We start from the raw sequence: 25,127 nt of genomic DNA, 5'->3' as shown, positions 1-25,127 counted from the left end.
TCGTTCACTCCGCGGTCTTGGGCCGCAACCCGCCAAAGCGGCACACAATCTCGTAATCAATGGTGCCAATGGCTGTTGCCCAATCACGCGCCGTCGGCCCGCCGGGTCCTATCAGTGTGACGATATCCCCAGCATCGGCTTCCGTCTCCGGGCCCAGGTCGAGCACAAACTGGTCCATGCACACGCGCCCCGCGATCGGGTATCGCACCCCGCGTACGGAGACCTCGGCTACCCCGCCCGCGGCACGAAAAACTCCATCGGCATAGCCGGCACTCACCAGGCCCACGTGCGTGCGCTGGGGGGTGACGTACTCGTGACCGTAACTGACACCGTGACCGCCCGGCAGCTCCTTGACGAGTGCGAGGGTGCTGGATACCGACATAGCCGCGGTGAGCCCAAAGTTGTCGCCTTCGGGGTCCTCGACGGGCGGCAAACCATAGATGGCGATCCCCGGACGCACCATGTCGAAGTGCAGGTCGGGCCGAGTAAGCGTGCACGCGGAGTTGCCCAAGTGAGCGAGCTCGATGTCGAGCCCCCGGGCCTCGGCCGTCGCCAGCGCAGTGTGGAAGTTCTCCGCCTGCGCGTCGACCGTGGGATGCCCGGGCTGGTCCGCCCACGCGAGGTGCGACCACATTCCGACGACCTTGATCAGGCCCTCATCCTGTGCGGCCGATGCTGCGGTCAGGAGCGCGTCGAGGTTCGCCATAGGTACGCCCTCGCGCCCCAGGCCGGTGTCGACGCAGAGGTGAACCGTTGCTGTGCCGTGGCCCGCACGCGCGGCCTTGACTATCGCGCTCAGCACCTCAAGGGACCCGGCGGACACATCGATGTCGCGGCTCAGGAGGTCTGCGGCGTGCACCTCCGGCCCGTAGAGCCAGGTGAGGACGCGGCCCTCGTCACCGCCGTCACGCAGGGCGATGGCCTCGGACGGCTGCGCGACACCCAAGAATTCGGCGCCGCCGCGACGGGCGGCCCGCGCTGACGGCAACAACCCGTGGCCGTAGGCGTCGGCCTTGACGACGGCCATGAGCTTCGCGGTGGGCGCGAGCGCCCTCAATGTCGCGACATTGCCCGCAATCGCGTCGTAGTCGACGGAGACCTTCAGCATGCTCATGACAAGGCCTCCCCAATGACGACGGCCGATGCGATGCCGGCATCGTGCGACAGTGATAGGTGGAACGACGTGATGCCGAGCTCCCCGGCACGCGCCGCGACTGAACCCTTGATGGCCAGGCGCGGGCGCCCCGAATCCTCGCGCACCACCTCGGCGTCCTGCCAACTCAGGCCTCCGGGGGCTCCAAGCGCCTTTGCGAGGGCCTCCTTCGCGGCCCAACGTGCGGCAAGCGAGTGGGTTCCCAACTCGCGTTCGGCGGGCGTGAAGACGCGTTCAAGGAACCCCGGGGATCGCTCAAGCGCCGCCTCGAACCGCTCGATGGCGACGACGTCGATTCCCAGCCCCACGATGGCCACTGCTGGCTACTCGACCGTGACCGACTTGGCGAGGTTGCGCGGCTGGTCCACGTCGAGTCCCTTGGCGGTCGCAAGTTCAAGTGCGAACAGCTGCAGCGGAATGACGCTCAGCAACGGGGACATCAGCACGGGTGAGGCGGGTACGTAAAAGACCTGCTCGGCGTAATTGGCCGCGTCCGTGTCCCCCTCCTCCGCGATCACGAACGTGCGGGCGCCGCGGGCGCGGACCTCCTGCACGTTGGAGACCACCTTGGCGTGCAACGACTCGCGGCCGCGGGGACTCGGCAGCACGATGAAGATGGGCTGCCCCTCCTCGACCAGTGCGATGGGGCCGTGCTTGAGCTCACCGGCGGCGAAGCCCTCGGCGTGAATGTAGGCCAGTTCCTTGAGCTTGAGCGCCCCCTCGAGAGCGACGGGGAAGCCCACGTGGCGTCCCAGGAACAGCACGGTGCGCTCGTCCGCGAGCGCGGCTCCCAGTTCGCGGATCGGCCCGGAGGTGTCCAGCACCCGCTGGATCTTCGCGGGGGTCTCGTCGAGCTGCGCGAGCAGGGTCGCGATCTCGTCGGGAAACTTATTGCCGCGCAATTCCGACAGGTAGATGCCCAATAGGAATGACGCCGTGATCTGCGCCAGGAACGCCTTGGTGGAGGCCACCGCAATCTCTGGTCCCGCACGGGTATAGAGCACCGCATCGGCCTCGCGGGCAATGGTGGAGCCCTGGGTGTTGACGATCGCGATCACGTTGGCGCCCTGCTGTTGAGCGTGGCGCACCGCCATGATGGTGTCCATGGTCTCGCCCGACTGCGAGATGGCCACGACGAGAGTCTTGACGTTCACCACCGGGTCGCGGTAGCGGAACTCGTGCGCGAGTTCGACCTCGACCGGGATGCGACACCAGTGCTCGATCGCGTAGCGTGCGACGAGGCCCGCATATGAGGCGGTGCCACACGCGATGATCACGATCTTGTCCACGGAGTTCAGTACCGACTCGGCGATGATGCCACCGTCGAGCTTGAGTCGCCCGTGGTCGTCGACGCGCCCGCGCAGGGTGTCCGCGACGGCCTGGGGCTGGTCGTGGATCTCCTTGTCCATGAACGTCGCGAAGCCGCCCTTCTCGGCAGCCTCGGCGTCCCAGTCCACGTGGTACGGCTCGCGCTCCACGACGTTGCCGTCGGCGCCGGTGACCACCACGGCATCGGGCGTGATGACGACCACCTCGTCTTGACCGAGTTCGAGCGCCGTCCGGGTGTGCTCGATGAAGGCCACCACGTCGGAGCCCAGGAAGTTCTCGCCCTCGCCGATTCCGACGACGAGTGGGGAGTTGCGGCGGGCTCCCACCACCGTGGTGGGCTCGAGTGCGTCGACCGCGAGCAGCGTGAACGCACCCTCGAGTTGCTGCGCGACGGAACGCATGGCGTCGGGCAAGGAGAGTCCGCGCTCAATCTCGCGCGCCAACAGGTGGCCTGCTACTTCCGTGTCGGTGTCCGACAGGAAGTCGACGCCCTCGCCGGCGAGCTCCTTGCGAAGCGCGGAGAAGTTCTCGATGATGCCGTTGTGAATGATGGCGACTCGTCCGCCGGCTGCCAGGTGCGGGTGGGCGTTCGCGTCAGTTGGTGCCCCGTGTGTCGCCCAGCGCGTGTGGCCAATGGCGGCGGTGCCCGTGGGCAGCGGGTTGGTCGCGAGCAACGCCTCGAGGTTCTTGAGCTTGCCGGCCTTCTTGGCCATTGCGACGCGGTCACGGTCGTCGGTGACTACCGCGAGACCCGCGGAGTCATACCCGCGGTACTCAAGCCGCGCGAGGCCGCCCATGACGACCTGCTGGGGACGAGTATCGGCCGCCCCTGAACCCACATATCCGACGATTCCACACATGGGCATGAGTCTACTGGGAGAGGCGCCCCTGGCAGGGACGTGTGAACCGTGCCCCACCACGCCGGCCGATGCCGCGGTTCAGGTGCTTTTTTGACCTCGGTTACGCGCGTGGTTGGGCGTGCGACACAATGGACGCGTGACCGATAGCGCTGCCAGTCCGTTCATCACCCTTCCCCGGGACGAATGGGCTGCTTTGGCCCGCTCCACGCCGCTGCCGCTGACGGAGCGTGACATCGCCAGGGTGCGTGGCTTGGGAGACCCCATCGACCTCGCGGAGGTCGACCAGATCTACCGGCCGTTGTCGCGCCTCTTAGACCTCTATTCGGAGGCGGTGGGCCACCTGCACGACGCCTCCAGTAGCTTCCTGGGCGAGCGCGCATCGCGCACGCCATATGTCATTGGCGTCGCGGGGTCCGTGGCGGTGGGCAAGTCTACGACCGCGCGCGTATTGCGGGAACTGATGGCCCGTTGGCCCCACTCACCCCACGTTGAACTCGTCACCACGGATGGCTTCCTTCTCCCCAATGAGACGCTCCGCAAGCGTGGGCTCTTGGAGCGCAAGGGCTTCCCCGAGTCGTACGACCGCCGTGCCCTCCACCGGTTCGTCGCGGCAGTGAAGTCGGGCGAGCCCGTCGTCGAGGCGCCGGTGTACTCGCACCTGACCTACGACATCGTTCCCGGCAAGGTCGTGAGTGTCAGGCAGCCCGAAGTGCTGATCGTCGAGGGCCTGAACGTGCTGCAGCCCGCTATCCCCCGCACCCCCGGTGCCGCATCCTTCGCGGTGAGCGACTTCTTTGACGTGTCGATCTACGTTGATGCCAAGCAGTCCGACGTGCGGCGCTGGTACATCGACCGCTTCCTCACGCTGCGTGAGACTGCGTTCTCGCAGCCCGACTCCTACTTCCACTCGTACTCGACGTTGAGCGACGAGGAGGCTCGCGAGCGCGCAGGCCAGATCTGGGACTCCATCAACGCACCCAATCTTGAGAAGAACATCGCCCCCACGCGTTCACGCGCCACGATCATCCTGGACAAGGGCGCCGACCACCAGGTCGAGTCCGTCCAACTGCGCAAGCTCTAGCCGAGCGCCCCGACAAGGGCCGTGCCGCACGCCCGGACCAGCGTTGCTGGCCCACCCTCGTGTCTTGCCACCACTCCACTCCGTGCATATACTCGGCGTGGAATAATCAGGATGGAGCACGTCTGAATGGGAAAGCCCGCCTCTGCCCTCGGCCCCTTGGGCGTCGTGACTCTCGCGCTCCTCGTCGAGCGGCCCATGCACCCGTACGAGATGTACCAACTGCTGATAGCCCGCGGCGAGCAGCGCATTGTCAAGGTCCGCCCCGGCAGCCTCTATCACACGATCGATCGACTGGTCGATAGCGGCCTGGCCGAGTCCGTCGGCACCGAACGCGCAGGAAACCGTCCCGAACGTACTGTCTACGCGATCACGGACCTGGGGCGCGAAAAGCTTGATACGCGAGTAGCGGAGTTGCTGCGGGCGCCGGTCAACGAATATGCCCTCTTTCCCGTCGCCATCGGCGAGGCACACAACTTGTCCGGCGGCACATTCCGTGGACTTCTCGCGCAGCGGCTCGAGCGACTCGAGGCCGAACGGTCCGACGTCGCCTCCGAGGTCGCCGCGGCGCGGTCCCGAGGAGTGCCGCGCCGCTGGAAACTCGACAGCGAGTTCCTCGTCGCGCAACTCGATGCCGAGATCACCTGGGTCGAATCCGTGATCGGCGAACTCGACGCCGGCACACTCGACTGGGAAGAGCCGCGGCCCGACTCCCTCCGCGGTACACCCACCAGCGGCGACCCCCTCAACGACTGACAACCCTCCCCCGCGTGCTCGCACGCTGGCAACCTAAGGAAGATACACGTGACTGAAACTCGAAGCCCGTGGCCAGCGCTGTGGGCGCTTGTCGTTGGGTTCTTTATGATCCTGATCGACACCACCATCGTGGCCGTCGCCAACCCCTCAATTCAGCAGGGTCTGGACACGACGACCACCGGCGTCATCTGGGTCACGAGTGCCTATCTGCTGACCTATGCGGTGCCGCTTCTCGTGACTGGGCGGCTCGGCGACATGTTCGGGCCCAAGCGGATCTACCTCGTCGGGCTCACCATCTTCACGATGGCCTCGTTGTGGTGCGGGTTTGCGGACACCCTCCCTGGCTCCGGCATCGGCAACCTGATCGCGGCGCGCGCCGTTCAGGGACTCGGAGCCGCGCTGATGACCCCGCAGACCATGGCGGTCATCACGCGCACCTTTGCCCCGAACAAGCGCGGCACCGCCATGGCGCTGTGGGGTGCAACCGCTGGCGTCGCCACACTCATCGGTCCACTGCTCGGCGGCGTGCTCGTCGACGGCCCTGGCTGGGAGTGGATCTTCTTCGTCAACGTGCCCATCGGCATCATCGCCTTCGTGCTCGCGTGGCGCCTGGTCCCCAACCTCGAGACCCACGTCCACAAGATGGACTGGCTCGGCATCGCGTTGTCCTCCGTCGGTATGTTCCTGCTCGTCTTTGGCCTTCAAGAGGGCACCGACAACGACTGGAATGGGTGGGTCTGGGCGTCCATCATCGGCGGCCTGGTCGTCATCGCGCTGTTCATTTGGTGGCAGAAGATCAACAAGAACGAGCCGCTCCTCCCGCTCAAACTCTTCAGGGATCGCAATTTCTCCCTCGCCAACGGGACGATCAGCACCGTAGGTTTCGCCATCACGTCCATGTTCATCCCCATGGTGTACTTCTACCAGGTGGTACGTGGGCTCAGTCCCACCCAAACGGCGCTCATGACGGTTCCCACCGCGCTGATGACGCTCGTGCTCGCACGTCTGGCTGGAAAGCTCACCGACACGGTTCACCCGCGCTACCTGGTGGTGCCCGGCATGCTGGTCACCGCCTTCTCGCTGTGGCTGACCGCAGTGATGTTCACCCCCACCATGTCAATCGGACTGCTGCTCATCCCGCCGACGATCCTGGGAATCGGCAGCGCGTTCATGTGGGGCCCCATCTCCTCGACGGCCACCCGCAACCTGCCAATGAATGCCGCGGGTGCGGGGTCGGGCGTCTACAACACCACGCGCCAGGTGGGGGCCGTGCTCGGCTCGGCAGCTATCGCGACCCTGTTGGCTAACCGGATCGCAGCGAACCTTCCGGCCGCCTCCGGCGGTGCGGAAGGCGGTGGCGCGGCACTCGGGGAACTTCCCGACGCTCTCAAGGACGGGTTCAGCACGGCCATGGGCCAGACGCTCTACCTGCCGGCCATCGTTCTGGTCCTGGGCGCCGTCCTGGCGTACTTCTTCGTCAAGCCCGCGCACATGCTCAAGAACGGGGACGCTGTGCCTCAGGTCGACGCGGCCCCGAGGGGCGCATCGGCGAGTTCATCAGCCGAGGTGAAGCAGGGCGCCTAGTCCGCTAGGAGTTGTCGCGTCCGTCGCTGGCGGCGTCATTCTTGTCGCCGTCGTCGGCGGGCGCATCAACTTCCTTTGAGAGGTCGGGGACGTCCGGAGGGCTGAAGCCGATCTTCTGCATGACCCGGTCAATGACGAAGCCCATCAGCACTCCGGCGACCACTCCAACCACGATCGACAGCACCAGGTTGTCGCTAAAGAGCGACCCGGTGAAGATGCCGAGAACCACCGAGTACGTGGCCCAGATCAATGCGCCAATCGCGTCCACGCCCATGAAACGACGGTGGGGGTAGCGCAGGGCTCCGGCGGAGATGTTTGCGATGACCCGGCCCATGGGGATGAACCGGGCCGCAATGATGAAGGTCGATCCACGCTTCTCAAGCGCGGAATCGGCCCACGCGAGGGAGGCCTTGCCCTTCTCGCTGTTGAACATCTTCCATTTCGTGACGTCAAACAGGCGGCCAATACCGTAGGCGATCTGGTCACCGCACCATGCACCCGCAGCAGCCGCGAGCCAGATTCCCGGAAGCCAAGGTAGGTCCGTCTGCGCCCACGCAGTGGCCGATGCGATGATGACTGACTCCGACGGCACGACCGGAAAGAACCCGTCGATAACCGAGAGGATGTACATCCAGGGGTAGATCCAGAGCGAATCAGTGAGCTGAAGAATCCACTCTTCGAGCTGGCCGGAGAATCCGGTGATGGTATCCCAGAAGTTGTTCACGAACACAGTCTGTCAGCAACAACCGCCGCGAGGGCGTCCGCGTGACGCTTTGCGTCCTCTTTTGTGCTCGCCTCGACCATGACGCGCACCAAGGGCTCGGTGCCCGATGAGCGCAACAGCACCCGACCGTCGTCGCCAAGCTCCTTGCGGGCAGCGGCGACCGCATTCTGAAGTGGGACGTCGGTGTTGACCTTGGAGCGATCCGCGCCGGGCACGTTGATGAGCACCTGCGGGAGGACGTGGATGGTGGCGCACTGGTCACGCAGCGAACCGGCCGCCTTGACCTGCGCCCCAAGCAGGAGTGCCGTCAGGACGCCGTCGCCGGTCGTCGAATAGTCCGACACAATGATGTGGCCGGACTGCTCTCCGCCCAGGGTGAAGCCACCCTCTCGCATTGCCTCGAGCACGTAGCGGTCACCCACCGCGCTCTCGACGATGTCAATACCTGCGTCGCGCATCGCGCGGTGGAGGCCGAGGTTGCTCATCACGGTGGCCACCAGCGTGCTGTGATAGAGCGAACCCTTGGAGTTCATGGCAAGTGCGAGCAAGCCCATGATGGCGTCGCCATTCACGATCTCGCCCTCGTGGTCGACGGCAAGGCAGCGGTCCGCATCGCCGTCAAAGGCAACGCCCATGTCCGCGCCATGCTCCTTCACCGCGGCCTGGAGCGGTCCGAGATGCGTGGAGCCCACGCCGTCGTTGATGTTGTGACCATCGGGAGAGGCGTTAATGAGGTGCACCACCGCGCCGGCGGCCGTCAGTGCCGCGGCTCCGACCACGCTCGCCGCGCCGTGCGCCGCATCCACCACCATTGAGACCCCGGTGAGCGGGTGTGCTTCGCCTGCGAAGGTCGCCACGGCACCCACGAGGTGGTTGACGTAGCGCTCGCTCATGGCCGAGGCGTCTGAGATGGTGCCGACGTCAGCGCCGAGAGGACGTTCCCAACTCTCGCCCAATTGGGCTTCGATGGTCTCCTCGACGGCGTCGTCGAGCTTGTGCCCGCCGCGCGCAAAAAACTTGATGCCGTTGTCGGGCATCGGGTTGTGGGAGGCGGAGATGACGACGCCGATATCGGCGTCCATCGCTGCCGTCACGTGGGCGATGCCGGGGGTGGGCAGGACGCCCACGTCCAGCACGTCAATGCCGGCCGACGCGAGCCCTGCGCTTACTGCAGCGCTGAGGAACTGCCCGGACACACGCGTATCGCGGCCGACGACGGCGCGGGGACGGTGCCCGGAGAACTCGCCGCGCTGCGCCAACACGTGGGCGGCAGCGACGGCGAGGTCAACAGCAAGTTCGGCGGTGATATCGCGGTTCGCGAGCCCGCGAACACCGTCGGTTCCGAATAAGCGCGGCATGCGCTCGAGGCTAGCGCTTCGAGTACTGAGGTGCGCGACGTGCCTTCTTGAGTCCGGCCTTCTTGCGCTCGACGACGCGTGCGTCGCGAGTCAGGAAGCCAGCCTTCTTGAGGGCGGCGCGGTTCGTCTCTTCGTCGATCTCGTTGAGCGCGCGTGCGACGCCAAGGCGAAGCGCACCGGCCTGACCCGAGGGGCCACCACCGGTGATGCGTGCGTGCACGTCAAACTTGCCCTCGATGTCGAGCAGCGCGAACGGCGAGTTCGCGATCTGCTGGTGCACCTTGTTGGGGAAGTAGTTTGCGAGGTCGCGGCCGTTGATCGTCCAGTTGCCGGTTCCAGGAACCAGGCGAACACGAGCGATGGCCTGCTTGCGACGGCCAAGGCCGGCGCCAGGTGCCACGTTGGACGTGCCCTTGCCGCGCTCGGGCGCGGATTCCGAGGTGTACTCGGTAGGCGCGTCTGCCTCGGTGTCGGTCACGTTTTCGGTCTCGACGTCAGTCGTCGTCACATCTGCCACTAGTCAGTCCTTCTTCTCCGCGCTACTGCGCGACCTGGGAAATCTCGAACGCCTGCGGCTGCTGCGCGGCGTGGGGGTGGTCGGAGCCTGCGTAGACCTTGAGCTTGGTGAGCTGCTCGGCACCGAGCTTGGTGCGAGGCAGCATGCCCTTCACCGCGTTCTCGATCACGCGCTGCGGGTTCTTCTCAAGGAGCTCGCCGATCGGGACGGCGCTGAGGCCGCCCGGGAAGCCCGAGTGGCGGTACACCATCTTGTCGGTGAGCTTGGCGCCCGAGAGGGCCACCTTTGAAGCATTGATGACGATGACAAAGTCACCGGAGTCAACGTGGGGAGCAAAAGTCGCCTTGTGCTTGCCGCGGAGCAGCGAAGCGGCCTGGGAGGCCAGACGACCGAGGACCACGTCAGTAGCGTCGATGACGTACCAGTTCTTGGTGACGTCACCCGGCTTGGGAGAATACGTGCGCACTTGAAAGCCTTCTCTTATCTGATCTGAGGGGGCGGTAACGAATTACCGCAAGTTTTCGGTCGGCGGGTCCTAGGAAAAGGCGAGTGGGATTACACCATTCCACGGGGAACGCACAACGAGGATCTATCATACCGGCACAATCCCCTAAGGGTCAATCTGAGTAGATTCCGCGTCCCGACACGATGGCAACGAACTGCTATCGAGTCACCAATTCTAGGCGCTGAACGCGCACCAAAACCCCACTGCCGGCCGATGCTGTGGCTGGCTATTCAGCGGGCACGTCAGCGGCATCGTTCGCCTGGCGGCGACGGCGGGTGAGCTGGGCGCGGGCCGCCATCTCGGCAGCGTCCGGGTACTCCACGTGCTCAAGCACCAGCCCATGCGGCGGCACCACGGCGATGCCGGGAGAACGCTCACTGAAGTTGTCGTGCGATGCCAGCCACACGAGGTCGCGCCGGCCGGAACCCACGTCCTTCACCGCGCCCACCAGCGAGCGCACCATCGAGTGGCAGAAGGCATCGGCCTCGAGCGTTGCGACCACCAGACCCTCGTCGGGTCCCGAGGCGGGCCGCTCCCACGAGAAGCGGTGAAGTTCGCGGATGGTCGTCGCGAACTCACGAGGGCGGCAATAGGGAGCAAAGTCGCGTAGGCCTGTCACGGTCAGCGCACCGGCGTTGAGGGCGTCAATATCCAGTGCCTTGCGGTTCCACAGCACGTGACCGCGACGCAGGGGGTCCCGGGTCTCGAATCTGTCGCTGATGCGATACGTGTATCGCCTCGCTATCGCGGAGAAGCGAGCATCGAAGCCCGGCTGCGCGAGTGACACGCGCTTGACCACGATGTCCATCGGCAGGACACTCCACAGCTTGAAGCGCAGCGCGAGTGCCGGGTCCTTGACGCTGCGGTTGACGCAGCGCTCCCACGCCTCGCGGGGTAGGTCAAAGTGCGCGACCTGGTTGCGGGCGTGGACTCCGGCATCGGTGCGTCCGGCCACGGTGAGGCGGATCGCGCCCACACGCCGGATCACCTGGGTGAGGCCGGCTTCCATGACACCCTGGACGGTGCGAAGCTCGGGTTGGGCGGCCCAGCCCTGAAAATCGCCACCGTCGTAAGAAAAGTCAAGGCGGACCCTCACGACGTCACTGGAGTCCAGTTCGGTCATGAGAATCCGCCTTGTACGAGCATGCGGCTAACGCCACACGAATTCGCTACTACTTGTCGGCGCCCTCAGCGGGAGCTTCTGCGTGCTCCGCTGCGATGTCCTCGACGGGCGCAGCAGCATCCTCTGCACCCTCGGCGGGAGCATCGGCGTGTGCAGCCTCGGGAGCGACGTCGTCGTCCTTCTTAGCGGCCTTCTTGGGAGCAGCCTTCTTGGTGGCCTTCTCGGCCTCCTTGGAGACGGCCTTCTTGGCAGGCGTACCGAACTCAACGAGTTCGATCACTGCGAGGGGAGCGTTGTCGCCCTTGCGGTAACCAACCTTGGTGATGCGGGTGTAGCCGCCATCGCGGTCCGCGAAGCCGGGGCCAATCTCGGTGAACAGGGTGTGCACCACGGACTTGTCCGAGATGATTCCCATCACCTTGCGACGCGACGCGAGGTCGCCACGCTTAGCAAACGTCACCAGACGCTCAGCGTGAGGCTGAACGCGCTTTGCCTTGGTGAGCGTGGTCGTGATGCGACCGTGCTCAAAGAGGCTTTGCGAAAGGTTGGCCAGCATGTGACGCTGGTGGGCCGGGCTGCCGCCTAGGCGGGCGCCCTTAGTGGGGGTAGGCATGTTGGATGTTCTCCTTGATTATTCTTCGCTGCCGGAGAAGTACACACCAGCCGCGGAGGTGCCGTCGTACTCGACGCCACCATCCTTGAGAGAGAAGTTCAGCTCAGCGAGCTTCTCCTTCACCTCGGTGATCGACTTCTGACCAAAGTTACGGATGTCCATGAGGTCGGTCTCACTGCGTGCAGTGAGCTCTCCCACGGTGTGAATGCCCTCGCGCTTGAGGCAGTTGTACGAGCGCTGGGTAAGGTTCAGCTCCTCGATGGGCTGGTTGTAGTCCTCTTCGAGGGACTCGTCGGTGTCCGACGGGCCAATCTCGATGCCCTCTGCTGCCTCGTTGAGGCCGCGTGCGAGCGAGAACAGTTCAACCAACGTCGAGCCGGCCGAGGCGAGCGCGTCACGTGCCGAAATGGAGTTCTTGGTCTCCACGTCGATGATGAGCTCGTCAAAGTCGGTGCGCTGTGCAACACGAGTCGCAACCACGTTGTACGTCACCTTGAGAACAGGCGAGTAGATCGAGTCGACCGGGATCTGACCGATCTCGGCGTCGTAGCTCTTGTTGAGAGCGGCGGGCACGTAGCCACGTCCACGCTCGACGGTGAGCTCGACCTCGAACTTTGCCTTCGCGTTCAGCGTGGCGATGTGCAGCTCGGGGTTGTGAATCTCAACACCTGCCGGAGGCGCGATGTCAGCGGCAGTCACGGCGCCAGCGCCGGACTTACGCAGGTACATCACGACTGGCTCGTCGTTCTCCGAGGAGACGACCAGGTTCTTGAGGTTGAGGAGGATCTCGGTGACGTCTTCCTTCACACCTTCGATCGTGGTGAATTCGTGAAGAACACCGTCAAAACGAACCGACGTCACTGCTGCGCCCGGAATGGACGACAGCAGAGTGCGACGGAGTGAGTTTCCGAGGGTGTAGCCGAAGCCCGGCTCGAGCGGCTTGAGGGAGAACTGCGAACGGTTGTCCGAAATGACCTTTTCGGTCAGCGTAGGACGCTGTGCGATCAGCACGGTTCTTTCCTTTCCGAGCACCCGCTATTTGATGCTCGAGGTTCCTGCCGAGGATCTGTCTCGGTCAGGGTCAAAGTTCTGAAGTTGGAAGGTGAGGAAGGGGGCCGATGCTGTAGCAGCATCGGCGTCCCTACCCGACGAGTGCGCAGGGGTTGCCCCCAGCGCCGCGACTAGTTGCGGCGACGCTTGGGCGGGCGGCAACCGTTGTGTGCCTGCGGGGTGACGTCCTTGATGGAGGTCACCTCGAGGCCAGCGGCCGTCAGCGAGCGAATTGCGGTGTCGCGGCCCGAACCGGGGCCCTTGACGAAGACGTCGACCTTGCTCATGCCGGCGTCCTGTGCACGGCGAGCAGCGGCCTCGGCAGCCATCTGAGCGGCGTAAGGGGTCGACTTGCGTGAACCCTTGAAGCCAACCTGGCCCGACGATGACCATGACACCACGGCACCCGAGGGGTCCGTGATGGAGATGATCGTGTTGTTGAAGGTCGACTTGATGTGAGCCTGACCGTGGGCAACTGTCTTCTTGATCTTCTTGCGCGGCTTGCGCGTGGGAGCGGCCATGGCTTACTTCTTCTTTCCGGCGACGGTCTTCTTGCGGCCCTTACGGGTACGCGCATTGGTCTTCGTGCGCTGACCGCGCACGGGCATACCGCGACGGTGGCGGAGCCCCTGGTAGTTGCCAATCTCCACCTTGCGGCGGATGTCGGCTGCCGTCTCACGGCGGAGGTCACCCTCCACCATGAAGTTAGCTTCGATGTAGTCGCGCAGCGCAACCAGCTCGGCGTCACCAGCATCCTTCACGCGCAGGTCCCCGCTCACGCCAGTGGCGGCGAGGATCTGCAGGGCGCGGGTGCGGCCGATGCCATAAATATAAGTAAGGGCGATCTCCATGCGCTTATCGCGCGGAAGGTCGACACCAACAATACGTGCCATTCTTCTACTCCATTAGTAGTCAGAGGTCTGACGCCTGGTCGCCCCGCTGTACATGTGCGGGTCTCGGCCTCTGAGCCGAGAGTTCCGTCCGAGGACGGTGACCAAACGCGGTCTTATTTTTTTGTCTAGCCCTGACGCTGCTTGTGACGCAGGTTTTCGCAAATGACCATTACTCGGCCATTACGACGAATTACCTTGCACTTGTCGCAGATGGGCTTGACGCTGGGCTTAACCTTCATGGTTCTTTCCTTCGACGCCGGGGCGTTGACGTAACTTCACGCCAGCGACGACGATTACTTGTAGCGGTAAACGATACGGCCGCGGGACAGATCGTACGGGCTCAACTCCACCACCACGCGGTCCTCTGGGAGGATCCGAATGTAGTGCTGTCGCATCTTGCCTGAGATGTGGGCGAGGACGAGGTGGCCGTTGGTCAATTCCACTCGGAATGACGCGTTCGGCAATGCCTCGACCACGGAACCTTCGACCTCAATGACGCCGTCTTTCTTGGCCATAAACTCCGCTAACGTTGGTGGACAGTGCATCCGGGCGCGCAAAAACGCCCGACGAACAACTATACGGCATGCGGGAGCCCGACTCAACCGCAAGGCCCACGTTGCCTAAGCCGACGTGAAACTCGTTAGCGAAAACTGTTACGTAGACGCTGAACTGCCAAGTCCGCGACCCGCTGATTGCGGTGGTCTCCGAGGTTGCGGATGACCGACGACGGCGTCTTGGGGTTCGCGATGACGGCCTCGAGGACCACCATCTGATGATCGTGTCCAAGAGAAATGAGGGCGCCCGCAGGGCAGTCGCTTCGTGACGCGACAGCCGCACGCACCTGCGGCTCGCGGCTGGTGGCGAGTGCCAGCAGTTCTGGACCGACGACCAAGGGGTCGAGGGCCCGCAGGACATCCTCGGACGCGTCACGTGTGGACGTGGATCCATAAGTCATCATTGCTCACCCTCTTCGGTCGACAATTGCATACTACGACTTTGGCCGCCACAAATCCGAATTTGTGTGAAAAAGCCGACATACCAGGCGCGCGTTTGTTGCTCTTCCCGCCTACGCCGTGGATGGTGGGCGGAAACCGCGCACCGGAGCGGTGCGAGTGGGCGTCACCGTAGCGGGCTCCTCGAGCACGGACGCGGCAGCGGCCGGAACCTCCGCGACGGCACCCGTCGCCGTCCAGGCCGTATTGGGTGCCGTGGCGGAGGACAGTCCCTCGGCCTCGGGTGCGGTGGGTCGCGGCTGGACAGCTTCACCTGTGGTGATACTCACCACCTCCGCTCCTCCAGTATCCGTACGCTCTCGCGGGGAAAAGGCTCGGTCTCGTAACTCTGGTGTGTGCACGTCTTCCATCGCGGCCGATGCTTGGTCTGGCGCATTCAGGCGTGCCGCCGCCCTTTTCCTCACCGAGGACTTCTTGTGAAAGGCCAGCTCGCCCAGGAGGTCCGCCGGAAGGTTTGGATTGGTCAGCAGACCCTCGAGCACATCGGCGCTCCGGTCCGCACTCAAATACGCCATGACAGTTCTCGACGCAATCGGGTTTGCCGCAACCGCGACTCTGACCGGAACCACGTGGTCGTGGGCAAGGGTGACGAGGAGTCCGAGTGGACAATCCTCGCGGCGCCCGACTGCCTCGCGCACGACCTTGTTCGATGAGGCTCCTAGTTCGAGAAGCCGCTCGCGTGGGATGTTTTCCGACGATGCCTCGAGCACGTCGGGGCTTGCCCCCGGCGCATATGAGAATCCGCGTGCCATGATTGCCCCCCGCACATCGTGGCGCTCCGGGAATCGAAGCCCCATCGCAGTTCACAATCTAAGTGGCGTCGATTGCAAGCACGTCGCGGACGTGTAACAACTGGGTGTCGAAGCGCTACGGGATGGGAGTGGGCGTCACGCCGAACTCGGACAGGCCCGCTGCGCCACCATCGGTTGCCGTCAGCACCCAGATGCCGTTCTCGTGGATGGCGATCGAATGCTCCCAGTGGGCCGCGCGCGATCCATCTGCAGAGATGACCGTCCAGTCATCGGCGAGGATGTTTGAATCGCCGGTGCCGATCACCAGCATCGGCTCAATCGCGAGACACATGCCGGGTCGCAGCTTCACCCCGCGCGAGCGCGTGCGGTAGTTCAGGACATCAGGCGGCTGGTGCATGGCTGTACCGATGCCGTGGCCCACATAACCCTCGAGCGGGTACAGGCCCGCGGCATCGGCGATGTCTTCGATTGCCGCAGAAACCTCTCCGAGGCGCGACGCCGTGGCGAGGGCTGCGATGCCGGCGAATAGCGACCGGCGCGTCACCTCGACGAGTTCGACGTCGCGGTCAGATTTTGGCGTACCGACGATGAACGTCACCGCGCTGTCGCCGTGCCAGCCATCAATGATGGCCCCACAGTCAATCGAAATCACGTCGCCATCTTCGATGACGCGCGTGCCGGGGATGCCGTGCACCACCTCGTCGTTGATCGACACACAGCACGACGCGGGAAAGCCGTGGTACCCAAGGAAATTGGAGGTGGCCCCGCCATCGGCGATGGCCTTGGCGGCCGCGGCATCGACGTCAAAGGTCGTGGCGCCCACGACTGCCGCCGCCTTCGCCGCCGCGAGAGCCCTCTCCACGACCAGGCCGGCTTGAGCCATCACGCGCATCTGCGCGGTGGACTTGTATTCGATGGTGCCGCTCACGCGACGAATCTACTTGCCGTCGACGGCCGCGACCAGTCGGGAGGTGACGTCGTCGACGTCACCCATCCCGTCGACCTGCACCAGAAGGCCGTGACCCTCGTAGTAGGCCGTCAGCGGCGCGGTCGATGTCGAGTACACCTCGAGGCGCTTGCGAATCACCGGCTCGGTGTCATCGTCGCGACCATCGATCTCGGCACGCTTGATGAGGCGCTTGGTGACCTCGTCGAAGTCGGCCGTGATTTCGATTGCTGCGTCGAGCTTCACCTCCAGGTCGCTGAGCATCGTGTCGAGCTCAACGGCCTGGTCAGGATTGCGCGGGTAGCCATCCAGCAGGAAGCCTGCGTGAACGTCGTCCTGGGCCAGGCGGTCGCGAACCATAGCGTTCGTCACCTCGTCGGGGACGAGTGCCCCTGCGGACATGTACTCCTGTGCCTTGCGGCCAAGTTCGGTCTTGCCCTTGACGTTGGCACGGAAGATGTCGCCCGTAGAGATGGCTGGAATGCTGAGGCGATCCGCGAGGCGTGCCGCCTGCGTGCCCTTTCCAGCGCCTGGAGGACCTAGGAGAACTGCCCGCATTACTTCAAGAACCCTTCGTAGTGACGCTGCTCGAGCTGCGACTGGATGCGCTTGACGGTGTCGAGTCCGACACCTACCAGAATCAATACCGAGGCCCCGCCGAACGGGATATTGGTATTGAGTCCTAGCGCCACGAACATGATCGTGGGGATCAGCGCAACTATCGCTAGATACAGCGAGCCGGCCGCGGTGATGCGCGAGAGGACGTAGCTCAGGAACTCTGCCGTCGGCTTTCCAGGACGGATGCCCGGCACAAAGCCGCCGTACTTCTTCATGTTGTCCGCGACCTCGTCCGGGTTGAACGTGATGGCGGTGTAGAAGTACGCGAAGAAGATGATCAGCAGCGCGTAGAGCGTGATGTTGAGCGGCGACCCAGGGCTCGCCACGTGGTCGCGCAACCAGATGACCCAATCTGCGGGGTCGTCGCCGGAGAACTGCACGATCACTGTGGGCAGCGTCAGCAGGGACGAGGCGAAGATCACGGGGATCACGCCGGCCATGTTGATCTTCAGCGGGATGTACGTCGAGGATCCGCCCAGCATCTTGCGGCCCACCATACGCTTGGCGTACTGGACGGGGATGCGACGCTGCGACTGCTCCACGTAGACCACCGCAGCGATCACAATGCCCACCATGATCGCCACGATGATGGTGTTCTGCACTCCGTTCGTGGAGTTCCAGATGCTGCTCACGGCGCCGGGGAATGAAGCCGCGATCGAGGTGAAGATCAGCAGCGACATTCCGTTACCGATGCCGCGCTCAGTGATGCGTTCTCCAAGCCACATGACGAGCACCGTACCGGCGGTCATGGTCAGCACCATCATCGTGATGATCTGCCACGACTCGTTGGGGATGATCGGCAGGGCACAGCCAGGGAAGAACACGTCATTTCTCGCGAGAGTGACGTAGGAGGCAGACTGCAGTGCCGCGAAGCCAACGGTGATGTACCGCGTGTACTGCGTCAGCTTGGCCTGGCCCTCGGCGCCTTCCTTGTGAAGCGTCTCAAAGTGGGGAATGAGCACCCGCAGAAGCTGCACGATGATCGACGCGGTGATGTACGGCATGATGCCCAGCGCGAAGATTGACAGTTGTAGTAGCGCGCCGCCTGAGAACAGGTTCAGGATCGCGAATGCGCTGTTGGTGGTCGTCGAGTCGATGCACTGCTGCACATTGCCGTAGTCGACGCCGGGGGTGGGGATGGACACACCCAGCCGGTAAATCGCAAGAATGCCCAGCGTGAAGAGAATCTTCTTCCGCAGGTCAGGAGTGCGGAATGCACTCAAGAAACCACTCAGCATGAATCCTCCACAAATGTTGGGCTAGGGAATACGAAGAAAGTCGAAGCGGGCCCGCTCACATGGAGCGGGCCCAGCCTCGACTCTAGCCCTCGTTGACCGAACCGCCAGCGGCTTCGATCTTGGTCTTCGCGGACTGCGAAACCTTTTCTACGTCGACGATGTTCACCTTAACGGAGATATCGCCTTCGCCCAGCACCTTGACGGGCTGGTTCTTACGCACTGCGCCTGCCTCGACGAGGTCCGCCTTGGTGATCTTGCCACCCTTGGGGAACAGCTCGGCGATCTGGTCCACGTTCACGACCTGGTAGTAGACCTTGAACGGGCTCTTGAATCCACGCAGCTTCGGGATACGCATGTGGATGGGCGTCTGACCACCCTCAAAGCGCTCGGGCACCTGGTAACGAGCACCCGTACCCTTGGTACCGCGACCTGCAGTCTTACCGCGCTTACCGCCCTCACCGCGTCCCACGCGGATCTTGCGCTTGTGTGAACCATCTGCGGGACGCAGGTGGTGCATCTTCAGCGTGGAGACCTTCTCGGCTGCAGCCTCGGCCTTAGCGTCGGCGGCCTTCTTCGCGGCGGGCTTGTCTGCGGTCTTCGAAGCCGATGCCTTTGCGGGCGCCTTCTTCTCAGCCGCGGGCTTGTCCGCTGCCTTCTTGGCAGGTGCCTTCTTAGCGGCCGCGGGCTTGTCCGCAGCTGCCTTCGCAGGCGCCTTCTTCTCGGCAGCAGCCTTCGCAGGTGCCTTCTTCGCCGCGGGCTTGTCCGCAGCTGCCTTCTTTGCCGCAGGCTTCTTGGCAGCAGCAGTCTTCGCCGCAGGCTTCTTCGTCGCCTCAGCCTTGTCGGCTGGCTTCTTTTCGTCAGCCATTAGTCAACCTCCTCCACGGTGACCAAGTGGCGCACCGCTACGACCATGCCGCGAATTTCCGGCCGGTCTTCCTTTACGACAGTGTCGCCGATGCGCTTGAGGCCCAGCGAACGAAGCGTCTCACGGTGCTGCGGCTTGGTGCCGATTCCCGAACGCTTCTGAGTGACCTGAAGACGAGTCATGACTTAGCCCCCGCTGCCTGTGCACGCAACATTGCTGCCGGTGCGACATCCTCAACTGCCTTACCGCGACGTGCGGCGACAGCCTCGGGACGCTCGAGGCGCTTCAACGCGTCCACAGTTGCGTGAACGATGTTGATTGCGTTCGAGGAACCGAGCGACTTGGACAGAACGTCGTGGATGCCGGCGCACTCAAGTACGGCACGCACGGGTCCACCCGCGATTACACCCGTACCCGGCGATGCCGGACGGAGGAACACCACACCAGCGGCGGCCTCTCCCTGTACCTGGTGAGGAATGGTGCCCTGGATGCGGGGCACGCGGAAGAACGCGCGCTTCGCCTCTTCGACACCCTTGGAGATCGCAGCAGGCACTTCCTTGGCCTTGCCGTAACCCACGCCGACGTTACCTTCGCCGTCGCCAACGACCACAAGGGCGGTGAAGCTAAAGCGACGTCCACCCTTCACGACCTTGGAGACGCGGTTAATGGTGACGACGCGCTCAATGAACTTGTTATCCGGCTCGTTGCCGCGACGGTTGTTGTCGCGGCGGCCGCTGTTTTGTTCAGCCATCAAATTTCCTTAAATGTTGTGGTCCCGGCTACAGAGCCAGGCCACCCTCTCGGGCGCCGTCTGCAACCGCGGCAACGCGGCCGTGGTACTGGTTTCCGCCACGGTCGAACACCACAGTGTCGATGCCGGCAGCCTTGGCACGGTCAGCGACAAGCTGCCCGACCTTGGTTGCCTTAGCGGTCTTGTCGCCATCCAATGAACGGACATCGGCCTCGAGGGACGATGCCGACACCAGGGTCTTGCCGACGGTGTCGTCGACAATCTGGGCGACCATGTGGCGCGAGGAGCGCGTCACCACGAGGCGGGGACGAGCAGTCGTGCCGGAAATCTTCTTGCGCAGGCGGAAGTGGCGGCGCTTACGCTGGACCGCTTTGCCCTTGCCCTTAATTGCAATACCCATGGCTTACTTACCCGTCTTTCCGGCCTTGCGGCGAACCTGCTCGCCGGCGTAGCGGACTCCCTTGCCCTTGTACGGCTCAGGCTTGCGAATCTTGCGAATGTTGGCGGCGACCTCGCCCACCTGCTGCTTGTCAATGCCAGCCACCGAGAACTTGGTGGGGCCTTCGACCGCAAAGGTGATGCCGTCAGGTGCCGGAACGTTGACCGGGTGCGAGAAGCCGAGCGCGAACTCGAGGTCCTTGCCCTTGAGAGCAACGCGGTAACCAGTACCGACAATCTCCAGCTTCTTCTCGTAGCCCTCGGTCACACCGGTCACCATGTTGGCGATCAGCGTACGAGTCAGGCCGTGAAGCGACTTCGAGATGCGCTCGTCGTTGGGGCGGTTGACGGCGATGCCGTCGTCACCCTTCTCGACCGTGATGGGCTTCTTGACGTTCAGGTTCAGGGTTCCCTTGGGTCCCTTGACCGTCACGGCAGAGCCGTCGATGTTTACATCCACTCCGGCGGGAACCGGAACGGCGATTTTGCCAATGCGTGACATTAGTTGATTACCTTTCCAGTTACCAGACGAACGCGACGACTTCGCCGCCGACGCCCTTCTTTTCTGCCTGACGGTCAGTGAGCAGACCGGAGGACGTGGACAGGATCGCGACGCCAAGTCCGCCGAGAACCTTCGGAAGGTTCGTCGACTTCGCGTAAACGCGCAGACCGGGCTTCGACACGCGGCGCAAGCCAGCGAGCGAACGCTCGCGGTTGGGGCCGTACTTCAGCGTGAGCGTGAGCGTCTTGCCCACCTCAGCATCGGTCACCTGCGAGCCGGTGATGTAACCCTCGTCCTCAAGCATCGTGGCGATGTTCGCCTTGAGCTTGGAGTGGGGCATCGACACGGTTGCGTGGTAAGCCGAGTTTGCGTTGCGCAGACGCGTGAGCATGTCTGCGATTGGGTCAGTCATTGTCATGAGTGTTTCACTCTTCCTCGTCGTGGTTTCCGCGCCAGCGGACCTGCGGCGTAGTAGTTACCAGCTGCTCTTTGTGATTCCGGGAAGCTCACCTGCGTGAGCCATCTCGCGGAAGCAAATGCGGCAGAGGCCGAACTTACGGTAGACGGAGTGCGGGCGTCCGCACTTCTGGCATCGGGTGTAGGCGCGCACCGCAAACTTCTGCTTGCCGGCGGCCTTGTTCTTCAGCGCAGTCTTGGCCATTGTTACTTCTCCTTGAAGGGGAAGCCCAGCTGCTTCAGCAGCGAGCGGCCCTCGGCATCGGTCGATGCGGTCGTGACGATGGTGATGTCCATGCCTCGCACGCGGTCGATCTTGTCCTGGTCGATCTCGTGGAACATTGACTGCTCCGTGAGGCCGAACGTGTAGTTGCCGTTGCCGTCGAACTGCTTGGGGCTGAGGCCCCGGAAGTCGCGGATACGGGGAAGCGCGGTGGACAGCAGGCGGTCGAGGAACTCCCACATGCGGTCGCCACGCAGCGTGACGTGAGCGCCAATCTCCTGGCCCTCGCGCAGCTTGAACTGGGCGATGGACTTCTTCGCCTTCGTGACCTGCGGCTTCTGGCCAGTGATGGCCGTCAAGTCCGCGATCGCGCCGGTGATGAGCTTGGAATCCTTCGCAGCTTCACCAACACCCATGTTGACGACGACCTTGGTGAGGCCCGCAACCTGGTTGATGTTGGAGTGAGCGAACTCTTCCTGAAGGCTCGACACAATGTTCTCGCGGTACTTGACCTTGAGACGCGGCATCGTAGTTTCGGTAGCCATTAGACGTCCTTACCGGAACGCTTGGCGACGCGCACACGCTGGGTGCGCTTGCGGCCATCACGCTCGACTTCTTCGGAACGGTAACCCACGCGGGTTCCCTTCTTGGTCTCGGGGTCAACCAGCATGACGTTGGAGATGTGCAGCGGCGCCTCGACTGAAACGATGCCACCCTCCTGGTTGTCACGGCTCGTGCCGGGCTTGACGTGCTTGGTCACACGCTGCACGCCTTCCACGATCACCCGGTCGGTCTCGGTGTTGACCGAGAGCACGCGCCCCTGCTGACCGCGGTCACGGCCGGCGATGACGACAACGAGGTCGCCCTTCTTGATCTTCGCCATTAGATGACCTCCGGTGCCAATGAAATGATCTTCATAAACTTCTTGTCGCGCAGCTCGCGGCCCACCGGGCCGAAGATGCGGGTTCCACGAGGGTCGGTGCTCTCGGAACCCTTAAGGATCACGGCGGCGTTCTCGTCGAACTTGATGTAGGAACCGTCGGGACGGCGGCGCTCCTTGGTGGTGCGCACGATGACGGCCTTAACCACATCGCCCTTCTTGACGTTTCCGCCGGGAATTGCGTCCTTGACGGTAGCAACGATGGTGTCACCGATGCCTGCGTAGCGGCGCTTGGAGCCACCGAGCACACGGATGCAAAGGATTTCCTTGGCACCGGTGTTGTCGGCGACGCGAAGTCGCGACTCCTGCTGAATCATGTCTGTCTCCTGTCGTCTGGTTCTCGCGCGTCAGCACGAGCCTGGTCGAACGTAGTTACTTGGCCTTTTCGACGATTTCGACCAGGCGCCACCGCTTTGAAGCGGACAGCGGGCGGGTCTCCATCACCACAACGAGGTCGCCGATGCCGGCCGTGTTGGCCTCATCGTGCGCCTTGAGCTTGCTGCTCTGACGAAGAACCTTGCCGTAGAGAGGGTGCTTGACGCGCTCCTCAACCTCGACGGTAATCGTCTTGTCCATCTTGTCTGACGTGACGTAGCCACGGCGCGTCTTGCGGAACGCGCGGTGGTCTTCCGTCGCCGTCGTGTGCTTTTCAGTCGACATAGTTACTTTCCTTCTTCGGACTTGGCCGCGGGAGCGGTCCGAATCCCGAGCTCACGCTCGCGCAGAATCGTGTAGATACGGGCGATGTCACGCTTAACCGCCTTGAGGCGGCCGTGGTTCTCGAGCTGGCCGGTGGCCGACTGGAAGCGCAGGTTGAACAGCTCTTCCTTCGACTTCTTGAGCTCCTCGAGCAAACGCTCGTTCTCCATCGCGTCCAACTCGCTAGGTGCGAGGTCCTTGGTACCGATAGCCATTAGATGTCACCACCCTCACGGGTCACAAAGCGGGTCTTCATGGGCAGCTTGTGCTGCGCGCGGCTAAGTGCCTCGCGAGCCAGCTTTTCATCAACGCCGGCGAGCTCAAAGAGCACGCGACCCGGCTTGATGTTGGCGATCCACCACTCGGTCGAACCCTTACCGGAACCCATGCGGACTTCGGCAGGCTTCTTGGTCAGCGGACGGTCGGGGTAGACGTTGATCCACACCTTTCCACCACGCTTGATGTGACGGGTCATTGCGATACGAGCGGCCTCGATCTGACGGTTCGTCAGGTACGCAGGCTCGATGGCCTGGATGCCATAGTCACCAAACGACACCTCGGTGCCGCCAGTAGCGTGCCCCGAACGACCGGGGTGGTGCTGCTTACGGTGCTTAACACGACGAGGGATAAGCATTACTTGCCTTCCTTCCCAGCGTCGGCCTTGGGAGCCTCTGCTGCGGCGGGCGCTTCAGCCTTGGGGGCGTCGGCGGCTGAGCGCGGGGCGCCACCATCACGACGCGGGGGACGTGAACCGGTGGGACGGTCGCCACGACCGCGCTGGGGACGAGGAGCCTTGGCCTGCTCAGCAGCCCACTCCTTTTCGGTCATGTCGCCCTTGTAGATCCAGACCTTGACGCCGATGATGCCGAACGTGGTCTTGGACTCAAAGAAGCCGTAGTCGATGTTCGCGCGCAGGGTGTGCAGGGGCACACGGCCTTCGCGGTAGAACTCCGAGCGGGACATTTCAGCGCCACCAAGACGACCGGAGCACTGGACACGGATGCCCTTGGCGCCGGCGCGCATCGATGACTGCATGCCCTTGCGCATGGCACGGCGGAACGAGACTCGCGAGGCGAGCTGCTCTGCGATGCCCTGAGCCACGAGCTGAGCGTCCATCTCGGCGTTCTTCACCTCGAGGATGTTGAGCTGCACCTGCTTGCCGGTGAGCTTCTCCAGGTTGGAACGAAGCTTGTCAGCCTCGGCTCCACGACGACCGATGACGATTCCCGGGCGAGCGGTGTGGAGGTCCACACGTACGCGCTCACGGGTGCGCTCGATCTCGACCTTGGACACGCCTGCGCGCTCCAAGCCCTTGCTCATGAGCTCGCGGATCTTGACATCCTCGCCCACGTAGTCGCTGTAGCGCTCGCCCTTCTTGGTCGAGTCTGCGAACCAGCGCGAACGGTGGTCGGTAGTAATACCCAGGCGGTAGCCGTGCGGGTTAACCTTCTGACCCATTAGTTGGCCCCTTCCTTAACGGCGCCCTGACGGGTGGCCACGGTTACCTTGAGGTGGCTCGTCCGCTTCAGGATGCGGTTGGCACGACCCTGTGCGCGCGGCATGATGCGCTTCATGGTCGGACCCTCGTCCACGGTGATTGCCTTGATATACAACTCGTTCTCGTCGAAACGCTCGCCGGCCTTGTCGGCTGCAACGCGTGCGTTGGCGATTGCCGACGAGATCAGCTTGCGGACGTCCTCGGACACGGCCTGCGGCTGGAACTTCAGCGAGGCAACAGCCTCGACAGCGTTCTTTCCACGAACCAGGTTCACGACGCGGCGAGCCTTCTGAGCGGTGACGCGAACGTATCGCGTTTGCGCATTGGCTTCCATCTCTAAACTCCTCTTACCTTCGCTCGGGCGCCTTAGCGGCGGCCCTTGCGGTCGTCCTTGATGTGGCCCCTGAACGTGCGGGTAGGTGCAAACTCACCGAGCTTGTGTCCCACCATCGACTCCGTCACAAACACGGGAATGTGCTTGCGACCGTCGTGCACTGCAAAGGTGTGTCCCAGGAAATCGGGCGTGATCACGCTACGGCGCGACCAGGTCTTGATGACGGTCTTCGTTCCGGCCTCGTTCTGGGCGTCCACCTTTTTCTGCAGGTGGTCGTCGACGAAGGGGCCCTTCTTCAGACTGCGTGGCAT

The 25,127-nt window shown here is 63.5% G+C and carries 38 protein-coding genes; 3 read left to right on the top strand and 35 right to left on the bottom strand.

Annotated elements, in window-relative coordinates; all coding sequences use genetic code 11:
- Nucleotides 1-4: 4 nt before the first annotated feature.
- Genes alr through glmS form a run of 3 tightly spaced genes read right to left on the bottom strand, consistent with a single transcriptional unit; the run spans nt 5 to nt 3,342 of the window.
- On the bottom strand, nt 5-1,114 hold the full coding sequence (alr, locus tag AOP73_RS05340; protein ID WP_061963620.1) for an alanine racemase: 1,110 nt from the start codon (nt 1,112-1,114) through the stop codon (nt 5-7).
- Nucleotides 1,111-1,470, bottom strand: a complete 360-nt coding sequence (locus AOP73_RS05335) for a holo-ACP synthase (RefSeq protein ID WP_061963618.1) — start codon at nt 1,468-1,470, stop codon at nt 1,111-1,113. Before AOP73_RS05335 ends, alr begins: the two co-directional genes overlap by 4 nt.
- A 6-nt stretch (nt 1,471-1,476) precedes the next feature.
- A complete protein-coding gene (gene glmS / locus AOP73_RS05330) occupies nt 1,477-3,342 on the bottom strand; it encodes a glutamine--fructose-6-phosphate transaminase (isomerizing) (protein ID WP_061964871.1) in 1,866 nt (621 codons plus the stop codon).
- 136 nt (nt 3,343-3,478) lie between these two features.
- Here glmS and coaA point away from each other — a divergent pair, with 136 nt between their 5' ends.
- From coaA to AOP73_RS05315, 3 genes are all read left to right on the top strand, one after another.
- Complete coding sequence (gene coaA, locus AOP73_RS05325; RefSeq protein WP_236683507.1) at nt 3,479-4,423, top strand: type I pantothenate kinase; 945 nt, start codon at nt 3,479-3,481, stop codon at nt 4,421-4,423.
- A gap of 126 nt (nt 4,424-4,549) precedes the next feature.
- A complete protein-coding gene (locus AOP73_RS05320; RefSeq protein ID WP_152650539.1) occupies nt 4,550-5,176 on the top strand; it encodes a PadR family transcriptional regulator in 627 nt (208 codons plus the stop codon).
- A 48-nt stretch (nt 5,177-5,224) separates the two neighbouring features.
- Nucleotides 5,225-6,760: an MFS transporter gene (locus AOP73_RS05315; RefSeq protein WP_152650538.1), complete on the top strand. Its 1,536-nt coding sequence runs from the start codon at nt 5,225-5,227 to the stop codon at nt 6,758-6,760.
- A 4-nt stretch (nt 6,761-6,764) separates the two neighbouring features.
- Here the strand turns inward: AOP73_RS05315 and AOP73_RS05310 are convergent, their stop codons facing one another.
- The 32 genes from AOP73_RS05310 to rpsS form a co-directional block, all read right to left on the bottom strand.
- Complete coding sequence (locus AOP73_RS05310) at nt 6,765-7,484, bottom strand: DedA family protein (RefSeq protein ID WP_152650537.1); 720 nt, start codon at nt 7,482-7,484, stop codon at nt 6,765-6,767.
- The gene (gene glmM, locus AOP73_RS05305) at nt 7,481-8,842 is read right to left on the bottom strand and encodes a phosphoglucosamine mutase (protein ID WP_061963610.1); all 1,362 of its coding nucleotides are present in this window, start codon (nt 8,840-8,842) and stop codon (nt 7,481-7,483) included. The genes AOP73_RS05310 and glmM overlap by 4 nt, the downstream gene beginning before the upstream one ends.
- Nucleotides 8,843-8,852: 10 nt before the next feature.
- Nucleotides 8,853-9,350: a 30S ribosomal protein S9 gene (rpsI, locus tag AOP73_RS05300; protein WP_439644698.1), complete on the bottom strand. Its 498-nt coding sequence runs from the start codon at nt 9,348-9,350 to the stop codon at nt 8,853-8,855.
- Nucleotides 9,351-9,381: 31 nt separating this feature from the next.
- Complete coding sequence (gene rplM, locus AOP73_RS05295; RefSeq protein ID WP_061963606.1) at nt 9,382-9,825, bottom strand: 50S ribosomal protein L13; 444 nt, start codon at nt 9,823-9,825, stop codon at nt 9,382-9,384.
- Nucleotides 9,826-10,090: 265 nt separating this feature from the next.
- On the bottom strand, nt 10,091-10,987 hold the full coding sequence (locus AOP73_RS05290) for a tRNA pseudouridine synthase A (RefSeq protein WP_061963604.1): 897 nt from the start codon (nt 10,985-10,987) through the stop codon (nt 10,091-10,093).
- Between the two features lie 49 nt (nt 10,988-11,036).
- Nucleotides 11,037-11,600 (bottom strand): 50S ribosomal protein L17, encoded by a 564-nt coding sequence (rplQ, locus tag AOP73_RS05285; protein ID WP_061963602.1) that lies wholly within the window; start codon nt 11,598-11,600, stop codon nt 11,037-11,039.
- 18 nt (nt 11,601-11,618) lie between these two features.
- Nucleotides 11,619-12,611, bottom strand: a complete 993-nt coding sequence (locus AOP73_RS05280; protein ID WP_061963600.1) for a DNA-directed RNA polymerase subunit alpha — start codon at nt 12,609-12,611, stop codon at nt 11,619-11,621.
- 170 nt (nt 12,612-12,781) lie between these two features.
- The gene (rpsK, locus tag AOP73_RS05275) at nt 12,782-13,171 is read right to left on the bottom strand and encodes a 30S ribosomal protein S11 (RefSeq protein WP_061963598.1); all 390 of its coding nucleotides are present in this window, start codon (nt 13,169-13,171) and stop codon (nt 12,782-12,784) included.
- 3 nt (nt 13,172-13,174) lie between these two features.
- Complete coding sequence (gene rpsM / locus AOP73_RS05270; protein WP_061963596.1) at nt 13,175-13,543, bottom strand: 30S ribosomal protein S13; 369 nt, start codon at nt 13,541-13,543, stop codon at nt 13,175-13,177.
- 125 nt (nt 13,544-13,668) lie between these two features.
- Nucleotides 13,669-13,782, bottom strand: a complete 114-nt coding sequence (gene rpmJ, locus AOP73_RS11740) for a 50S ribosomal protein L36 (RefSeq protein WP_062069916.1) — start codon at nt 13,780-13,782, stop codon at nt 13,669-13,671.
- Between the two features lie 54 nt (nt 13,783-13,836).
- Nucleotides 13,837-14,058: a translation initiation factor IF-1 gene (gene infA, locus AOP73_RS05265; protein ID WP_061963594.1), complete on the bottom strand. Its 222-nt coding sequence runs from the start codon at nt 14,056-14,058 to the stop codon at nt 13,837-13,839.
- 125 nt (nt 14,059-14,183) lie between these two features.
- Nucleotides 14,184-14,501: a hypothetical protein gene (locus tag AOP73_RS05260; protein ID WP_061963592.1), complete on the bottom strand. Its 318-nt coding sequence runs from the start codon at nt 14,499-14,501 to the stop codon at nt 14,184-14,186.
- Between the two features lie 108 nt (nt 14,502-14,609).
- Nucleotides 14,610-15,308: a hypothetical protein gene (locus AOP73_RS05255; protein ID WP_152650536.1), complete on the bottom strand. Its 699-nt coding sequence runs from the start codon at nt 15,306-15,308 to the stop codon at nt 14,610-14,612.
- A 115-nt stretch (nt 15,309-15,423) separates the two neighbouring features.
- Nucleotides 15,424-16,236: a type I methionyl aminopeptidase gene (gene map, locus AOP73_RS05250; RefSeq protein ID WP_269078507.1), complete on the bottom strand. Its 813-nt coding sequence runs from the start codon at nt 16,234-16,236 to the stop codon at nt 15,424-15,426.
- A gap of 9 nt (nt 16,237-16,245) precedes the next feature.
- Nucleotides 16,246-16,812, bottom strand: coding sequence for an adenylate kinase (locus AOP73_RS05245; RefSeq protein ID WP_061963588.1), 567 nt, complete (start codon nt 16,810-16,812; stop codon nt 16,246-16,248).
- Entirely contained in the window at nt 16,812-18,110 is a 1,299-nt protein-coding gene (gene secY / locus AOP73_RS05240) for a preprotein translocase subunit SecY (protein ID WP_061963587.1), read from the bottom strand. The genes AOP73_RS05245 and secY overlap by 1 nt, the downstream gene beginning before the upstream one ends.
- A gap of 82 nt (nt 18,111-18,192) precedes the next feature.
- On the bottom strand, nt 18,193-18,975 hold the full coding sequence (gene rplO, locus AOP73_RS11735) for a 50S ribosomal protein L15 (protein WP_084626577.1): 783 nt from the start codon (nt 18,973-18,975) through the stop codon (nt 18,193-18,195).
- A complete protein-coding gene (rpmD, locus tag AOP73_RS05230) occupies nt 18,975-19,157 on the bottom strand; it encodes a 50S ribosomal protein L30 (RefSeq protein WP_061963585.1) in 183 nt (60 codons plus the stop codon). Before rpmD ends, rplO begins: the two co-directional genes overlap by 1 nt.
- Nucleotides 19,154-19,726: a 30S ribosomal protein S5 gene (gene rpsE, locus AOP73_RS05225; RefSeq protein WP_061963583.1), complete on the bottom strand. Its 573-nt coding sequence runs from the start codon at nt 19,724-19,726 to the stop codon at nt 19,154-19,156. Before rpsE ends, rpmD begins: the two co-directional genes overlap by 4 nt.
- 28 nt (nt 19,727-19,754) lie before the next feature.
- Nucleotides 19,755-20,126, bottom strand: coding sequence for a 50S ribosomal protein L18 (gene rplR, locus AOP73_RS05220; protein ID WP_061963581.1), 372 nt, complete (start codon nt 20,124-20,126; stop codon nt 19,755-19,757).
- A 3-nt stretch (nt 20,127-20,129) separates the two neighbouring features.
- Nucleotides 20,130-20,666 (bottom strand): 50S ribosomal protein L6, encoded by a 537-nt coding sequence (gene rplF / locus AOP73_RS05215; RefSeq protein ID WP_061963578.1) that lies wholly within the window; start codon nt 20,664-20,666, stop codon nt 20,130-20,132.
- Between the two features lie 19 nt (nt 20,667-20,685).
- Entirely contained in the window at nt 20,686-21,084 is a 399-nt protein-coding gene (gene rpsH / locus AOP73_RS05210; RefSeq protein WP_061963576.1) for a 30S ribosomal protein S8, read from the bottom strand.
- A 57-nt stretch (nt 21,085-21,141) separates the two neighbouring features.
- Nucleotides 21,142-21,327, bottom strand: a complete 186-nt coding sequence (locus AOP73_RS05205) for a type Z 30S ribosomal protein S14 (protein WP_061963574.1) — start codon at nt 21,325-21,327, stop codon at nt 21,142-21,144.
- Between the two features lie 2 nt (nt 21,328-21,329).
- The gene (rplE, locus tag AOP73_RS05200; RefSeq protein WP_061963572.1) at nt 21,330-21,890 is read right to left on the bottom strand and encodes a 50S ribosomal protein L5; all 561 of its coding nucleotides are present in this window, start codon (nt 21,888-21,890) and stop codon (nt 21,330-21,332) included.
- Nucleotides 21,890-22,228, bottom strand: a complete 339-nt coding sequence (gene rplX / locus AOP73_RS05195) for a 50S ribosomal protein L24 (RefSeq protein WP_061963571.1) — start codon at nt 22,226-22,228, stop codon at nt 21,890-21,892. The genes rplE and rplX overlap by 1 nt, the downstream gene beginning before the upstream one ends.
- A complete protein-coding gene (gene rplN / locus AOP73_RS05190) occupies nt 22,228-22,602 on the bottom strand; it encodes a 50S ribosomal protein L14 (RefSeq protein WP_061963570.1) in 375 nt (124 codons plus the stop codon). The genes rplX and rplN overlap by 1 nt, the downstream gene beginning before the upstream one ends.
- A 55-nt stretch (nt 22,603-22,657) precedes the next feature.
- Nucleotides 22,658-22,945: a 30S ribosomal protein S17 gene (rpsQ, locus tag AOP73_RS05185; RefSeq protein WP_061963568.1), complete on the bottom strand. Its 288-nt coding sequence runs from the start codon at nt 22,943-22,945 to the stop codon at nt 22,658-22,660.
- A gap of 2 nt (nt 22,946-22,947) precedes the next feature.
- Nucleotides 22,948-23,199: a 50S ribosomal protein L29 gene (gene rpmC / locus AOP73_RS05180; protein WP_061963566.1), complete on the bottom strand. Its 252-nt coding sequence runs from the start codon at nt 23,197-23,199 to the stop codon at nt 22,948-22,950.
- Nucleotides 23,199-23,618 (bottom strand): 50S ribosomal protein L16, encoded by a 420-nt coding sequence (gene rplP / locus AOP73_RS05175; protein WP_061963564.1) that lies wholly within the window; start codon nt 23,616-23,618, stop codon nt 23,199-23,201. Before rplP ends, rpmC begins: the two co-directional genes overlap by 1 nt.
- Nucleotides 23,618-24,442 (bottom strand): 30S ribosomal protein S3, encoded by an 825-nt coding sequence (rpsC, locus tag AOP73_RS05170; RefSeq protein ID WP_061963562.1) that lies wholly within the window; start codon nt 24,440-24,442, stop codon nt 23,618-23,620. Before rpsC ends, rplP begins: the two co-directional genes overlap by 1 nt.
- A complete protein-coding gene (gene rplV, locus AOP73_RS05165; RefSeq protein WP_061963560.1) occupies nt 24,442-24,816 on the bottom strand; it encodes a 50S ribosomal protein L22 in 375 nt (124 codons plus the stop codon). Before rplV ends, rpsC begins: the two co-directional genes overlap by 1 nt.
- A 32-nt stretch (nt 24,817-24,848) precedes the next feature.
- On the bottom strand, nt 24,849-25,127 hold the full coding sequence (gene rpsS / locus AOP73_RS05160) for a 30S ribosomal protein S19 (RefSeq protein ID WP_061963558.1): 279 nt from the start codon (nt 25,125-25,127) through the stop codon (nt 24,849-24,851).

The sequence above is a fragment of the Demequina aurantiaca genome (genome assembly GCF_000975135.1).
GTDB classification, from domain to species: Bacteria; Actinomycetota; Actinomycetes; order Actinomycetales; family Demequinaceae; genus Demequina; species Demequina aurantiaca.
Note: the sequence above shows the minus strand (reverse complement) of the source record. Positions and strands in the feature narration are given on the sequence as shown.

Excerpts from the sequence above, each read along its gene's own strand:
- alr (WP_061963620.1), bottom strand. The coding sequence starts at position 1,114 with ATGAGCATGCTGAAGGTCTCCGTCGACTACGACGCGATTGCGGGCAAT.
- glmS (WP_061964871.1), bottom strand. The coding sequence starts at position 3,342 with ATGTGTGGAATCGTCGGATATGTGGGTTCAGGGGCGGCCGATACTCGT.
- AOP73_RS05320 (WP_152650539.1), top strand. The coding sequence starts at position 4,550 with ATGGGAAAGCCCGCCTCTGCCCTCGGCCCCTTGGGCGTCGTGACTCTC.
- glmM (WP_061963610.1), bottom strand. The coding sequence starts at position 8,842 with ATGCCGCGCTTATTCGGAACCGACGGTGTTCGCGGGCTCGCGAACCGC.
- AOP73_RS05290 (WP_061963604.1), bottom strand. The coding sequence starts at position 10,987 with ATGACCGAACTGGACTCCAGTGACGTCGTGAGGGTCCGCCTTGACTTT.
- rplQ (WP_061963602.1), bottom strand. The coding sequence starts at position 11,600 with ATGCCTACCCCCACTAAGGGCGCCCGCCTAGGCGGCAGCCCGGCCCAC.
- rpsK (WP_061963598.1), bottom strand. The coding sequence starts at position 13,171 with ATGGCCGCTCCCACGCGCAAGCCGCGCAAGAAGATCAAGAAGACAGTT.
- rpsM (WP_061963596.1), bottom strand. The coding sequence starts at position 13,543 with ATGGCACGTATTGTTGGTGTCGACCTTCCGCGCGATAAGCGCATGGAG.
- rpmJ (WP_062069916.1), bottom strand. The coding sequence starts at position 13,782 with ATGAAGGTTAAGCCCAGCGTCAAGCCCATCTGCGACAAGTGCAAGGTA.
- infA (WP_061963594.1), bottom strand. The coding sequence starts at position 14,058 with ATGGCCAAGAAAGACGGCGTCATTGAGGTCGAAGGTTCCGTGGTCGAG.
- AOP73_RS05260 (WP_061963592.1), bottom strand. The coding sequence starts at position 14,501 with ATGATGACTTATGGATCCACGTCCACACGTGACGCGTCCGAGGATGTC.
- AOP73_RS05255 (WP_152650536.1), bottom strand. The coding sequence starts at position 15,308 with ATGGCACGCGGATTCTCATATGCGCCGGGGGCAAGCCCCGACGTGCTC.
- AOP73_RS05245 (WP_061963588.1), bottom strand. The coding sequence starts at position 16,812 with ATGCGGGCAGTTCTCCTAGGTCCTCCAGGCGCTGGAAAGGGCACGCAG.
- secY (WP_061963587.1), bottom strand. The coding sequence starts at position 18,110 with ATGCTGAGTGGTTTCTTGAGTGCATTCCGCACTCCTGACCTGCGGAAG.
- rplO (WP_084626577.1), bottom strand. The coding sequence starts at position 18,975 with ATGGCTGACGAAAAGAAGCCAGCCGACAAGGCTGAGGCGACGAAGAAG.
- rpmD (WP_061963585.1), bottom strand. The coding sequence starts at position 19,157 with ATGACTCGTCTTCAGGTCACTCAGAAGCGTTCGGGAATCGGCACCAAG.
- rpsE (WP_061963583.1), bottom strand. The coding sequence starts at position 19,726 with ATGGCTGAACAAAACAGCGGCCGCCGCGACAACAACCGTCGCGGCAAC.
- rplR (WP_061963581.1), bottom strand. The coding sequence starts at position 20,126 with ATGGGTATTGCAATTAAGGGCAAGGGCAAAGCGGTCCAGCGTAAGCGC.
- rplF (WP_061963578.1), bottom strand. The coding sequence starts at position 20,666 with ATGTCACGCATTGGCAAAATCGCCGTTCCGGTTCCCGCCGGAGTGGAT.
- rpsH (WP_061963576.1), bottom strand. The coding sequence starts at position 21,084 with ATGACAATGACTGACCCAATCGCAGACATGCTCACGCGTCTGCGCAAC.
- AOP73_RS05205 (WP_061963574.1), bottom strand. The coding sequence starts at position 21,327 with ATGGCCAAGACTGCGCTGAAGAACAAGGCCGCCGGCAAGCAGAAGTTT.
- rplE (WP_061963572.1), bottom strand. The coding sequence starts at position 21,890 with ATGGCTACCGAAACTACGATGCCGCGTCTCAAGGTCAAGTACCGCGAG.
- rplX (WP_061963571.1), bottom strand. The coding sequence starts at position 22,228 with ATGGCGAAGATCAAGAAGGGCGACCTCGTTGTCGTCATCGCCGGCCGT.
- rplN (WP_061963570.1), bottom strand. The coding sequence starts at position 22,602 with ATGATTCAGCAGGAGTCGCGACTTCGCGTCGCCGACAACACCGGTGCC.
- rpsQ (WP_061963568.1), bottom strand. The coding sequence starts at position 22,945 with ATGTCGACTGAAAAGCACACGACGGCGACGGAAGACCACCGCGCGTTC.
- rpmC (WP_061963566.1), bottom strand. The coding sequence starts at position 23,199 with ATGGCTATCGGTACCAAGGACCTCGCACCTAGCGAGTTGGACGCGATG.
- rplP (WP_061963564.1), bottom strand. The coding sequence starts at position 23,618 with ATGCTTATCCCTCGTCGTGTTAAGCACCGTAAGCAGCACCACCCCGGT.
- rpsC (WP_061963562.1), bottom strand. The coding sequence starts at position 24,442 with ATGGGTCAGAAGGTTAACCCGCACGGCTACCGCCTGGGTATTACTACC.
- rplV (WP_061963560.1), bottom strand. The coding sequence starts at position 24,816 with ATGGAAGCCAATGCGCAAACGCGATACGTTCGCGTCACCGCTCAGAAG.
- rpsS (WP_061963558.1), bottom strand. The coding sequence starts at position 25,127 with ATGCCACGCAGTCTGAAGAAGGGCCCCTTCGTCGACGACCACCTGCAG.